The 12,543-nt window shown below is 65.6% G+C and carries 14 protein-coding genes; 8 read left to right on the top strand and 6 right to left on the bottom strand.

The annotated features are described in order from the left end of the window. Positions 1-61: 61 nt before the first annotated feature. Together A5699_RS16560 and A5699_RS16555 are read left to right on the top strand one after the other, a co-directional pair. Positions 62-985 carry a carbohydrate kinase gene (locus tag A5699_RS16560; protein WP_067771097.1) on the top strand — a complete coding sequence of 308 codons (924 nt, stop codon included), beginning with the start codon at positions 62-64 and terminating at the stop codon, positions 983-985. 49 nt (positions 986-1,034) lie between these two features. Continuing rightward, positions 1,035-1,955: a Ku protein gene (locus A5699_RS16555; protein ID WP_067771096.1), complete on the top strand. Its 921-nt coding sequence runs from the start codon at positions 1,035-1,037 to the stop codon at positions 1,953-1,955. 1 nt (position 1,956) lies between these two features. Here A5699_RS16555 and A5699_RS16550 read toward each other — a convergent pair whose 3' ends face one another. Together A5699_RS16550 and A5699_RS16545 are read right to left on the bottom strand one after the other, a co-directional pair. Continuing rightward, positions 1,957-2,280, bottom strand: a complete 324-nt coding sequence (locus tag A5699_RS16550) for a hypothetical protein (protein ID WP_142254041.1) — start codon at positions 2,278-2,280, stop codon at positions 1,957-1,959. 153 nt (positions 2,281-2,433) lie between these two features. Beyond that, entirely contained in the window at positions 2,434-2,904 is a 471-nt protein-coding gene (locus tag A5699_RS16545; RefSeq protein ID WP_067771092.1) for a glucose-6-phosphate dehydrogenase, read from the bottom strand. Between the two features lie 161 nt (positions 2,905-3,065). Between A5699_RS16545 and A5699_RS16540 the strand changes: the two genes are divergently transcribed. From A5699_RS16540 to A5699_RS16520, 5 genes are all read left to right on the top strand, one after another. Continuing rightward, positions 3,066-3,857 carry an SDR family oxidoreductase gene (locus A5699_RS16540; RefSeq protein WP_067771090.1) on the top strand — a complete coding sequence of 264 codons (792 nt, stop codon included), beginning with the start codon at positions 3,066-3,068 and terminating at the stop codon, positions 3,855-3,857. 8 nt (positions 3,858-3,865) lie between these two features. After that, complete coding sequence (locus A5699_RS16535) at positions 3,866-4,939, top strand: Gfo/Idh/MocA family oxidoreductase (protein ID WP_067771089.1); 1,074 nt, start codon at positions 3,866-3,868, stop codon at positions 4,937-4,939. Positions 4,940-4,989: 50 nt separating this feature from the next. Further along, positions 4,990-5,217 (top strand): hypothetical protein, encoded by a 228-nt coding sequence (locus tag A5699_RS16530; RefSeq protein WP_067771087.1) that lies wholly within the window; start codon positions 4,990-4,992, stop codon positions 5,215-5,217. Continuing rightward, a complete protein-coding gene (locus A5699_RS16525; RefSeq protein ID WP_067771086.1) occupies positions 5,217-5,507 on the top strand; it encodes a hypothetical protein in 291 nt (96 codons plus the stop codon). The genes A5699_RS16530 and A5699_RS16525 overlap by 1 nt, the downstream gene beginning before the upstream one ends. A gap of 73 nt (positions 5,508-5,580) precedes the next feature. After that, positions 5,581-6,795: an Nramp family divalent metal transporter gene (locus tag A5699_RS16520; protein ID WP_067771085.1), complete on the top strand. Its 1,215-nt coding sequence runs from the start codon at positions 5,581-5,583 to the stop codon at positions 6,793-6,795. Here A5699_RS16520 and A5699_RS16515 read toward each other — a convergent pair. After that, positions 6,785-7,873 carry a glutamate--cysteine ligase gene (locus A5699_RS16515; RefSeq protein WP_369806707.1) on the bottom strand — a complete coding sequence of 363 codons (1,089 nt, stop codon included), beginning with the start codon at positions 7,871-7,873 and terminating at the stop codon, positions 6,785-6,787. The two genes, A5699_RS16520 and A5699_RS16515, sit on opposite strands and share 11 nt — an antisense overlap. Positions 7,874-7,953: 80 nt before the next feature. Between A5699_RS16515 and A5699_RS16510 the strand changes: the two genes are divergently transcribed. Next, positions 7,954-8,769: an LLM class F420-dependent oxidoreductase gene (locus A5699_RS16510; protein WP_067771082.1), complete on the top strand. Its 816-nt coding sequence runs from the start codon at positions 7,954-7,956 to the stop codon at positions 8,767-8,769. On the opposite strand, the gene A5699_RS16505 is transcribed toward A5699_RS16510, so the two are convergent. Genes A5699_RS16505 through A5699_RS16495 form a run of 3 tightly spaced genes read right to left on the bottom strand, consistent with a single transcriptional unit; the run spans position 8,711 to position 12,484 of the window. After that, entirely contained in the window at positions 8,711-9,187 is a 477-nt protein-coding gene (locus A5699_RS16505; protein ID WP_231965741.1) for a hypothetical protein, read from the bottom strand. The genes A5699_RS16510 and A5699_RS16505 overlap by 59 nt on opposite strands. Before the next feature lies 1 nt (position 9,188). Beyond that, positions 9,189-12,041 carry an RND family transporter gene (locus tag A5699_RS16500; protein ID WP_067771080.1) on the bottom strand — a complete coding sequence of 951 codons (2,853 nt, stop codon included), beginning with the start codon at positions 12,039-12,041 and terminating at the stop codon, positions 9,189-9,191. Continuing rightward, positions 12,020-12,484 carry an MmpS family transport accessory protein gene (locus tag A5699_RS16495; protein ID WP_067771079.1) on the bottom strand — a complete coding sequence of 155 codons (465 nt, stop codon included), beginning with the start codon at positions 12,482-12,484 and terminating at the stop codon, positions 12,020-12,022. The genes A5699_RS16500 and A5699_RS16495 overlap by 22 nt, the downstream gene beginning before the upstream one ends. Positions 12,485-12,543: the final 59 nt, after the last annotated feature.

The raw sequence follows: 12,543 nt of genomic DNA, 5'->3' as shown, positions 1-12,543 counted from the left end.
CACGGCCGGCCATCGACAAATCCAGCCTCGGATGGCCGATTGCCTGCCCTAGCATGAAGACATGAGCCGAGCCCTGGTCATCGGTGAAGCGTTGATCGACATCGTCGAGAGCAACGGCAGCGTCATCGGCGAATATGTCGGCGGCAGCCCGCTCAACGTCGCCGTCGGCTTGAGCCGGCTGGGCCGTGGCGTGGACTTTCTCACCCACATCGGCGAGGACGTCCACGGTGAGCGCATCATCGACTATCTGAAATCCGCTGGGGTACAGCTGGTCTCAGGTAGCACCGGGGATGGCCGGACACCGACCGCGCGGGCAGTGCTGGATGCCGCAGGAGCGGCCCGCTACGAGTTCGACATCGACTGGCAGCTGTCCGGCACACCCGAGGTGGCCACCCCATTGCTGGTCCACACCGGGTCGATCGCGACGGTGCTGGAGCCGGGCTGTCGGGCCACGGCCGCGCTGCTGGACGCCTACCGCATGTCGGCGACCATCAGCTTCGACCCGAACGTCCGGGCCGACGTGGTGCAGGACGACGACATCGCCCGCGGGCGCATCGACCGGCTGGTCGAACGCGCCGACGTCGTCAAGGTGTCCGAGGACGATCTGCGCTGGGTCGATGCCAGGCACTCCCCCGAACAGATCGCCCGCGCCTGGCTGGAGGTGGGCCCGTCGATCGTGGTGGTGACCACCGGGGAACGGGGTGCCTTCGCGGTGTGCCGCGACGGGGCGGTGTCGGTCCCGGCTCGTCCGGTGCACGTGGTCGACACCGTCGGCGCGGGCGATGCCTTCATGTCCGGGCTGCTCGACGCGCTGTGGTCCCGGGGACTGCTGGGCGCCGATCGCCGTCGCGAGCTGGCCGCGATCAGCACCGACACCTTGACGGGCACGCTGCAGACCGCAGCACTGGCCGCGTCGTTGACCGTGGGCCGGGCCGGTGCGGACCTGCCCGATCGTGCGGAGTTGGACGCCGCCACTTCGTCCTGAGTGCGCGCGGCTGCGTTTGCAGACGTGGCCGGTGGGCCATACTGGGCGTATGCGATCCATCTGGAAGGGTTCGATCGCCTTCGGCCTGGTGAACGTGCCGGTCAAGGTCTACAGCGCGACCGAGGACCACGACATCAAGTTTCATCAGGTCCACGCCAAGGACAACGGGCGCATCCGCTACAAGCGGGTGTGTGAGGTGTGCGGCGAGGTCGTCGAGTTTCGCGACATCAACAAGGCCTTCGAATCCGACGACGGGCAGATGGTGGTGATCACCGACGAGGACATCGCCACGCTGCCGGAGGAACGCAGTCGTGAGATCGAGGTCGTCGAGTTCATCCCGGCCGATCAGCTCGACCCCTTGATGTACGACAAGAGCTATTTCCTGGAGCCGGATTCGAAATCGTCGAAGTCCTACGTGCTGCTGGCCCGCACCCTGGCCGACACCGACCGGGTGGCCATCGTGCACTTCTCGTTGCGCAACAAGACGCGGCTGGCCGCGTTGCGCGTCAAAGACTTCAGCAAGCGCAACGTGATGGTGATCCACACGTTGCTGTGGCCCGACGAGATCCGCGATCCAGATTTCCCGGTGCTGGACAAGGAAGTCGACGTCAAACCGGCCGAGTTGAAGATGGCCGGCCAGGTGGTCGAGTCGATGACCGACGATTTCAAGCCAGAACAGTTCCGCGATGACTATCAGGAACAACTCCACGAGCTGGTGCAGGCCAAACTCGAAGGCGGAGAAGCCTTTGCAGTCGAAGAGCAGCCCACCGAGCTCGACGAGACCGAGGACGTCTCCGACCTACTGGCCAAACTCGAGGCCAGCGTGAAAGCCCGCGGCGGCGCCAAGGAAGCGGAGAAGAAGGAACCCGCGAAGAAGGCGGCTGCCCACAAAACACCGGCCAAGAAGGCCCCGGCGAAGAAATCCGCGGCCAAGAAAGCTCCGGCGAAAAAGGCTGCCGCCAAGAAATAGCTCAGCGGCGGCAGTCGAGGTCGACGTACACCGTGGTGTACTGCAGGTTCTGTCCCGGGTTGAACGACGTGATGCTCGCCGCGCCCACCGGCACCTGCGGTCCGGTGACCGAACGCCCTTGCCGGACGGCACTCACCGCGCACTCGTCGATGGCCTTGGTACCCACCTTGCTCAATATCACCCGGTACCCCTGGCTTTCGAGGTCGCTGATGGTCTGACGCGCCTCCGACTCCGTGGGCGCAGCCACCGCAGGCGTCACCGCCACCGTTGCCAGCCCACCCAGCGCGGCGCCGGCGACACACAATCCCTTCACGTTACGTTTCACTGAATTCTGCCCGTCCTTTCGGTTTCGGCGAGGTGGGCTAAACCGTAAACGGCCGAATTCCGTTGTCGGACAGACTCATACTGAATCCATACCGGTTAATACGCAGCCAATACCGCCGAAACACGGCGTTAACATAGGGCTCGGAGAACGCCGCTAAACGCCCACGTCGACCCGCAACGCCTCATGCTCGTCGAGCAGGCGCCGCAACGCGGCATCCATCGGATGAGCGGACTCCAGATCATGGCTACACCGACGATCGACCGCGACCACCGTGCCCGGACGCAAGGCCGTGTGCTCGATCTGGTCGACGAGCGCGTCGAACATCGGCCGCGGAGTGGCCAGGTAGTAGTGGCCCTGCCGGGCATCGGCGAACCGCGCGCCGTACATCAGGCCGCACTGGGTGAAGACGAACAGTTCCGACGCGGCGTGGCCGGCATGCCCCAGCTCTTCTGAGCCCCACACCTCGGCAGCCAGACGAGCCTGAGCCAACCGGTCTTGCACGTCGTCAGTGCAGGCCAGCAGGCGATGCACGAGCGTGGTCGCCGTCAGCGGGTACCGATCGATCGCGGGCCGGAAATGCCGCGCGAAGAGGTCACCGAAGAAGTCATATCGTTGCTGGGTCATCACGACTCCCCACATTGAACCGACCTCTTTATTGTGCGCTTGTGACGGCGGCCGCGGACAGGCTTTCCCGTAGCCCGATCGACTAGAACATGTTTCAGAATTGCGCACCTAGGCTGACTAAGTACTGCTACGGTGGCGCCCAACAAGGGAACGGAGTGTAGGTGATTCTGGACAGATTCCGACTCGACGACAACGTTGCGATCGTCACCGGGGCCGGGCGGGGACTGGGGGCGGCGACTGCGGTCGCGTTCGCCGAGGCGGGTGCCGACGTGCTCATCGCGGCCCGCACCGAGACCCAGCTCGAAGAGGTCGCCGCCCAGATCGCCCAGACCGGCAGGCGGGCACACATCGTCGTCGCCGATCTGGCCCATCCCGAGGCCACCGCGGAACTCGCGGCCGCCGCAGTGGACGCCTTCGGGAAACTCGACATCGTGGTGAACAACGTCGGTGGCACCATGCCCGCGCCGTTGCTCAACACCTCGACCAAGGATCTGCGCGATGCCTTCACGTTCAACGTGTCGACCGCGCATGCCCTGACGTGTGCGGCGGTCCCGCTGATGCTGGAGCACTCCGGCGGGGGCAGCATCATCAACATCACCTCCACGGTGGGGCGGCTGGCCGGCCGCGGGTTCGCTGCCTACGGCACGGCCAAGGCCGCGCTCGCCCACTACACCCGGCTGTCCGCGCTGGACCTGTGCCCACGCATCCGCGTCAACGCCATCGCGCCGGGCTCGATCCTGACCTCGGCGCTCGACATCGTCGCCTCCAACGACGCGCTGCGCGATCCGATGGAAAAGGCCACGCCACTGCGCCGGCTCGGCGATCCGGCCGACATCGCCGCCGCGGCGGTGTACCTGGCCTCCCCGGCGGGCAGTTACCTGACCGGCAAGGTGCTCGAGGTCGACGGCGGCCTGAACATGCCCAATCTCGACCTGCCCATCCCCGACCTCTGAGGAGAACTGTGACCATCCGTGTAGCGGCGATCGGTACCGGCAACGTCGGCAGGCACGCCCTGGCCCAGCTCGTCACCAACCCGGACTACGAACTCACCGGGGTGTGGGTCTCCTCGGCGGACAAGGCCGGCAAAGACGCCGGAGAGCTTGCCGGCCTTGATGTTTCGACAGGCGTGCAGGCCACCGACGACCTCGATGCGATCCTGGCCGACAAACCGGACTGCGTGGTCTACACGGCGCTGGCGGACAACCGGCTGCCCGAGGCGCTCGAGGATTACCGGCGCATCCTGGCGGCCGGGGTCAACGTGGTGGCCAGCTCCGCGGTGTTCCTGCAATACCCCTGGCAGGTCCTGCCCGCCGAGCTGATCGAGCCGATCGAAACCGCGGCCCAGCAGGGCGGGGTGAGTCTGTTTGTCAACGGCATCGATCCGGGTTTCGCCAATGACCTGCTACCCCTGGCCCTGGCCGGTACCTGCCAGCAGATCGAACAGATCCGCTGCATGGAGATCGTCGACTACGCGACGTACAACAGCCCGGCGGTGATGTTCGATGTGATGGGTTTCGGCAAGCCGATCGACGAAACGCCGATGCTGCTGCAACCGGGCGTGTTGAGTCTGGCCTGGGGTTCGGTGGTGCGTCAGCTCGCCGCGGGTCTGGGTGTCGAACTCGACGAGGTCACCGAGGAACACACCCGGGTGCCGGCTCCGGAGGACTTCGACATCGCCGCCGGGCACATCACCGCCGGCACCACTGCGGCACTGCGGTTCGAGGTGCGCGGCATGCGCGACGGCAAGCCGGCCGTGGTGCTCGAGCACGTGACGCGTCTGCGCGACGACCTGTGTCCGGACTGGCCACAGCCCGCCCAGGAAGGTGGCTCGTATCGCGTGGTCGTGACGGGTGAGCCGTCCTACACGCTGGACCTGTGCCTGAGCAGCCCCAACGGTGACCACAACCATGCCGGCCTGGTGGCGACGGCGGCGCGGGTGGTCAACGCGATCCCGGCGGTGGTGGCCGCCGAGCCCGGCATCCGCACCACGCTCGATCTGCCCCTGGTCACCGGTCGCGGGCTTTACGTCGGGTAGGCCGAAGCGCACGGTGCCGACATAGACTGGCTTCGACGATCGGAGCAGTCATGGTCGACGTGAGTCGTTGCCTGGCGGTGTTGCTGGCCCCGCCGTGCTTGGCCATGCTCACGGTGCCGACGAGCGCCGCCGCGCCGAGGTGCACCGACCTTGCGCCGCGCACCACGCAGTGTCAGACCGGCGGCAGCACGCAGATCGTCACCTCACCGCCCGGGATGGATTACGTTCCCTGGTACGGAAACGACATCTTCGGCTCGGGAGGCGTACCCATCGGATGATGAAACTTGTTGTGGGCGCGGCAGTTCTGGCCATCACCGCCGGACTGGCGGTCGCTGCGCCGGCGTCGGCCGATCCGGAGTGCACGGATGTCGGCGGTGCGACGCGGTGCTCGAACCCCGGCAATGTGCAGATCAACGCGACGCCTCGGCAGACCGGGCCGGCCTTGCCGTATGGCTGTGATCCGGCGTATGCCGCGCTCTGTTACGACGGCATCCCCGGCATCGCGATCGACATCGGCGGCGGCGGGGACCACCACGACGGCGGCGGCGGACGTCACCCCCGCCGTTAACAATTCCCGAGGTTTCGGCTACCCTAACTTTTCTATTCGCATACCCGGATAGGAAGCTGGGTCGTTGTTGGACATGAAACCGCGCACGTCGCCGAGCTGGTTGCTGCTCGGTCCGGCCTTTGTCGCCGCGATCGCCTATGTCGATCCGGGCAATGTCGCTGCCAATGTCAGCGCCGGCGCCCAGTTCGGCTACCTGCTCGTCTGGGTGATCGTGATGGCCAACGTCATGGCCGGTCTGGTGCAATACCTTTCAGCCAAGCTGGGCCTGGTGACCGGCCGCTCCCTACCGGAAGTGGTGGCTGACCACACCCGTACCCCAACCCGGATCGTCTACTGGCTGCAGGCCGAATTAGTCGCGATGGCAACCGATCTCGCCGAAGTGGTGGGTGGGGCGATCGCTCTGCACCTGCTGTTCGACCTGCCCCTGCTGCTGGGTGGCGTGATCACCGGAGTGGTGTCCCTGCTGTTGTTGGGGGTGCAGAACCGCCGGGGCCAGCGCATGTTCGAGCACGTGATCTCCGGCCTGCTCATGGTCATCGCGGTCGGGTTTCTGACCAGTCTGTTCGTCGAGACTCCGCCGCCGGGCGAGGTGGCGGCCGGTCTGATCCCCCGCTTCGAGGGTGCCGAGAGCCTGCTGCTGGCCACCGCGATGCTGGGTGCCACCGTGATGCCGCACGCCGTCTACCTGCACTCCGGCCTGGCCCGGGATCGGCACGGCCACCCCGAGCCGGGACCCCGCCGGCGGCTGCTGCTGAAAGTGACGCGCTACGACGTCGGCCTGGCCATGTTGGTGGCCGGCGCGGTGAACCTGGCCATGCTTCTCGTCGCGGCCACCAACCTGCAGGGCCGTGACAACACCGACTCCATCGAAGGCGCCCACGCCGCCGTCCGCGACACCCTCGGGCCGACAGTGGCCCTGCTGTTCGCCATCGGTCTGCTGGCCTCGGGGCTGGCATCCACGTCCGTCGGCGCCTATGCCGGTGCGATGATCATGCAGGGCCTGCTACGGCGTTCCTACCCATTGCTGTTGCGGCGGTTGGTCACTCTGATTCCGGCCCTGGTGGTCCTGGCCATCGGCGTCGACCCCAGCCGGGCCCTGGTGCTCTCACAGGTCGTGCTCTCGTTCGGCATACCGCTGGCCCTGATCCCGCTGGTGCGGCTGACCAGCAACGCGACTCTGATGGGTGGCGACGTCAACCACAAGGTCACCACGGCACTCGGATGGGCCGTGGCCGGGTTGATCAGCGTGCTCAATGTCGTGCTCATCTATCTGACCGTCACCGGGTGAGCCCGGCGACCGTTGCCGACGCCAACTCGCTTATCACGTCGGCGATTTCGCCTCGGCGCCGCCAGGCCCGGCGCTGACGCATCGCGCCGTTGCCCTCGGTGACGACGCGGCCGAGCTCGTCGGTCACCATGTCGTAGTCACCCAACTCCTCAAGCGCCGGTCGCACCGTCTCGACGAAGCGGCCCAGCAGTTCCCGGGCCGGCAGCACCGACGGCTCCCCCAGCAGATACAGACCCTCACCGTCCAGTCCGTCATGCGCCGCCTTCCAGTGTGCGACGCGGATCTCGCAATCGGTCAGGCGCCGAGGGGTTTCCCCGTCATCGTGGGCGCGTACCGCCGTCATCACCCCGGCGCGGATCAAGGTGGCGAGCAGCACCGTCTCGTCTACCGTGGCCGGCACGTCGGACACCCGCACCTCGACGGTGGGAAAGTTGGCCGACGGGCGGACATCCCAATAGATCATCCCGTCGTCCAACGCTGCGCCGGACCGCTCCATCATGGCGACAATGGCGTCGTAGTGGTCGGCCGAATCGAAGTGTGGCGGCGGTCCCGCACTCGGCCACCGCGACCACAGCACACTGCGGAAGCTGGCATGTCCGCTGTCGGCCTTGCGGTAGATCGCCGAATTGGCCGTCAATGCCACGAACACGTGCAGCCATGGCCGCAGCCAGTTGCTGACGTAGATCGCCACATCCCGGTCGGGCACCGCGACGTGGACATGGCACCCGCAGATGCCCTGTTCATGGGCGATCATGCCGAAGCGGTCGGCGATTCGGCGGTAGCGCGGCGTCGGCGTCACCGGGAACTCGTGCGGCACGGTCGGCGGCAGCCCCGCCGCCAACAACTGCGCCCCGTTGGCCACGGCAGCCTCGGTGGCCACGCGACGCAGCCGCAGCAGCTCGGAGCGCAGCGCACTGCTGGTGTCCATCACTTCCGTGGCGGTCTCCACCTGACAGCTGGTCAGCTCCAGTTGCAGCTCCACCCCGTGCTCGGCGGCAGTGGCGGCAACCTGCTTGTTGCGGGCGATCGGTTCGCCGCCGTCGGGCTGCACGAGAAGGAACTCCTCCTCCACACCCATCGTCGGATGACTTGTCACGGCTGAGAATTGCCCACCGCAGTCACTCCCAAACGTCAGGCGATGGTGCCTAAGATCGGGTGATGCCCAAGGATTTCCGCTTCGGCGTCAGCCTGCGCACCGCCGAGTCCCAGTCCCAGATCACCGAGGCGGCGCGCCGCGCCGAAGCCCTCGGGTTCGACGTGCTCAATGTGCCGGACCATCTCGGTGCCCCGGCACCGTTCCCGACGCTCACCGCCGTCGCCGCGGCGACCAGCACGTTGCGGCTCGGAACCTTCGTGCTCAACGCCTGCTTTTACAAGCCCGCGCTGCTGGCCCGCGACGCCACCGCGCTGAGCGATCTGTCCGGCGGACGGTTCGATCTGGGCCTGGGAGCCGGATACGTACGCGAAGAGTTCGAGGCCGCCGAACTGCCGTTCCCGAGTGCGCGCGAGCGCATCGACTACCTGCGGCACACCACCGAGTATTTCCGCGAGCACGCCGCCGACATCCCGATCCTGATCGCAGGCAACGGAGACCGGCTGCTGACCGTGGCCGCCGAGACGGCCGACATCATCGGCCTCACCGGCGGTGATCACGTCGACGGTGATCCGTTGGCCGAGCGAATCACGTTCCTGCGCAACGCCGCCGGCGACCGCTTCGACCAGATCGAGCTCAACATCGCCGTCACCGCGATGCCCGCCCCGGGCAGCGAGACGCCAAATCTGAAGATGCCCCGGCATTACCTGCCGGGTCTGAGCGACGAAGAGTTACTACGTCATCCCGGGGTGCTGTCGGGGTCGGTCAGTGCCATCGCGGATCATCTGCGCCGGCTGCGGCAGGACTACGGGATCAGCTACGTCATCGTGCAGGCCGCCCATGCCGAGGCGTTCGGAAAGGTGATCGCCGAGCTCCGTTGAGTGCCACCCGCCGCTTCAGCCGGGCGCTACGCAGAATCTGGATCGCCATGTTGGTCGAGGTGAGCATCGGGAACACTCCGAGAAACGTTCTCTCCGAAGGTGTGTGGCCATGCAGTTGCTCGAGGCTGCCGAACACGTAGAAGCACCCGATACAGAACAGGGTGGCCGGAACCGCGAGCGCCATGACGCTGCCACGGTCGGCAAGAACTTCTCGGGCCAGGCGCAATTCATCGTCGGTGAGGACCTCGCGCCGGCGCACTTTGCGCAGCGTCGCCGGCAGGGTACCGATGCCGAGTTCCGCGACGACGTGGCGGCGCTCCCTCATCCGCCTGGTGAACACGAAGGCCACCGCGGCGCACACCCAGATCAGCGCGAAGGAGACGATCGACAGGATGCCGAACAGGGTCGAGGTCGTCATGTCACACCGCCTGCCGCTGTGGTGACGGCTGGTGCCGTAACGGACGCTGACGGATGAACGTCGGCCACCAGAACCACGGCCCGAGGAAGCGCAACAGACACGGCACGACGAACGAGCGCACGATCAACGTGTCGAGCAGCAGCCCGATGCAGACGGTCGAACCCACCTGACCGATGGTGCGCAGATCGCTGATCAACATCGCCAGCATCGTGAACGCGAACACCAGGCCCGCCGATGTCACCACCCCACCGGTACTCCCGAGCGCACGGATCAGCCCGGTGTTCAACCCCGCACCTGACTCCTCCTTGACCCGGGAGATCAGCAGCAGGTTGTAGTCCGAGCCGACCGCCACCAGGATGATGAAGGTCAGCGGCAACACCAGCCAGTGCAGGTGAAGGCCGATCAGGTGCTGCCAGACCAGGATTGACAGCCCGAACGCACCGGCATAGGAGAAGGCGACCGTGCCGGGAATCACCATGGCCGCCACCAGACTTCGGGTCAGATACAGCATGATCAGGAAGATCAGGACGAAGGCGGCGATCGCCACGATGAGCAGATCGGAGGCGGCGTAGGCCTTGATGTCCTTGTTGTTCGACCCCGCGCCGCCGATGTAGATCTTCGAGCCGGCCAACGAGGTTTCCTTCAGCGCCGCCTTGATCGCGTCCGGGAATTGTTCGACGTGGTCGATCCCTTCGGGGCCCATGGCATTGCCATCATGCGTGACGATGAACCGGGCGGCCTTGCCGTCGGGCGACATCATCAATTGCATGCCGGTCTTGACGTCCTCGTTGTCGAACGCCTCCCTGGGGATGTAGAAGAAGTCGTCGCTGCGCGATTGGTCGAAGTCGTTGCCCACGTTGATCAGGTCGTAGAACGTCTGATCGGTCTGCGTGGCCTGCAGATGCGCGGGGCCGTAATTGTTGGTGATGACGCCCAGCAGTGCCCTGCTGTCAGACATCATCCGCTCCAGCTGCGAGATCATCTGTGGCAGCAGGCGATCGATAGCCTCGAAAGACGTGACGGCGTCGGCGATCTGGGCGTCGAGGCTGTCGATACCGTCGAGCGAGTCGAACAACGATCGCATCGCCCAGCACGCCGGGATGTCGAAACAGTGCGGCTCCCAGTAGAAGTAATTCTTCAGCGGACGCAGAAAGTCGTCGAGATTGGAGATCCCGGCGTTCATGTCATCGGTGACCTGTTTCAGGTTCTCCAAGGTGAGCACCGTCGAATGCAGTTCGTCGGCCATCTGCTGAGTCAACCCGATCACCTTCTGAAGCACTTCGACCGAACGCGCCTGGATCTCGGCCTGCTTGTCGGTGTTCTCGTTCTGCTGTTGGGTGAACGGCAACTGCTGACCGCTGCCGCTGCCCTGGGTGGTGAACAGATACGGAATGGTGGCGTGCTCCAACGGCCGGCCCAGCGGCCTGGTGATGCTCTGCACCATGGCCACACCCGGAAGCCGGATCAGGCTCTTGGCCGCCCGGTCCAGTGAGATGAAATCAGCGGAATTGCGCATGTCGTGATCGCTCTCGATCATCAGCATCTCGCTGAACAACTTGCTCTGCGAGAAGTGTCGATCGGCGGCCTCGAAGCCGAGATTGGCTGAGGCATCAGTGGGTTGGTATGTCCGATCGTCGTAACTGACCCGGTAGGTCGGCACGAAGACCGCGCCGATCATCACGATGGCGGCACTCGCCGCGAACACGGGTTTCGGCCACCGCACCACACTTGTGGCGATCCGCCGGTACAGATGGCCCTTGGTGACGCGTTTCGGGTCGAACAGGCCGAACAAGCTACCCAGCGTGAGCAGCGACGGCGCCAGCGTCAGCGCGGCAGCGATGGTGAACAGCATGCTGATGGCGACTGCCGGTCCCATGGTGTGGAAGTAGTCCAACCGAGCCAGGCTCAGGCAGTAACACGCGCCGGCGATGGTCAATCCCGAGCCGATGATGATGGGGGCGACGCTGCGATAGGCGGTGTAGTACGCGTCTTCGCGACTCTCGCCGGCCTGTCTGGCCTCCTGGTACCGCCCCAGCAGGAAGATGCCGTAATCCGTTCCGGCGCCCAGCGTCAGCGCGACGACGATGTTTACCGCGAACGAGGACAACGGGATGATGCCGAAGTGCCCCAACGTCGCGATGACCCCTTTGGCGACAAGCATTTCGATCAGCACGCTGACGAGCGGCACCAGCAGGTTGGGGACCGAGCGGTAGACCACCAGCAGCATGATCACGATGAGGATGATCGTCAGGATCGTGATGTTGTTGAGGCTGGAGTTGGCGATGGTCAGCGTGTCCGCCGCCAGCGGCGCCGCCCCGCTCACGTACACCTTGAGTCCCGGCGGCGGGGTGTCGTCGGCGATGATGTCCCGCACCGCGTTGACCGACTCGTTCGCCTGCAGCTGCCCGATATTGCCGGCGAGCCGCAACAGCACGAACGTCGCTTTACCGTCCACACTTTGGGCACCGGCCGCCGTGATGGGCTTGCCCCACAGATCCATCACGTACTGCACGTGGTCGGGATCCTGCTTGAGCCGGTTCATCAGGTCGTCGTAGTACCGATGGTCGCCGTCGTCGAGAGGGCGGTCGGCCTCGAACACCAGCATGGTCAGGCTGGTGGAGGTGGACTCCTGAAACTTCTCCCCGATGCGCAGCATCGCGACCTGTGACGGTGCGTAACTGGGGATCATCGAGCCCGCCAGTTCCTCGGCGACCCGTTCGACCTGCGGGATGAACGTGTTCGTCACGACGGCCAGAAGCGCCCAGAACACGATGATCGGCACCGCCAGCACGCGCACCGACCGCGCGACGAAAGGTCTTACCCGATGCGTACTCACGCGGACTTCACCCTGCACGTGACATCGGCTTCAGCGTGGGTGGACGACTGTTCATCGCGCACAATGTCATTCACCAACATCCGGCAGCCCACCTCTCCCCCGTCGACTTGCACGGAGATGCTGCCCGACACCACGGTCAGCGTCGTCGTCTCGGTGTGCGTCCAGGGCAGCTCGGTGAGTTCGACAGTGTGCGGGTGTCCGTCGATGTCGACATAGCTCAGCATCCCGCCGTCACCGACGGAGCCGAACACCTCATAGGTCAGCGATTTCGGCGTGAACTGCTCGGGTGCCTGCGCGGCGAGAACCGTCGGGACCGGTCCCGGCTCGGACATCTGATGCACCTTCCAGACCCCAAGCCCTCCCACGCCGAGCGCGATGACGGTGACGAGGGGAAGCCATCCCTTCGCCAGCGCCGTGAGGCTGCGTGGTCTGCGGTCGCCTCTGGGCTGCTCCCCGATCATGATCGACAGATATATCGCATACAGGATGCATCTATCAACCCGGCAGCCAAGGCCGTCTG

This window comes from Mycobacterium sp. E802, from assembly GCF_001666875.1.
Lineage (GTDB): Bacteria > Actinomycetota > Actinomycetes > Mycobacteriales > Mycobacteriaceae > Mycobacterium.
This window is presented reverse-complemented; position numbering and strand designations above follow the sequence as displayed.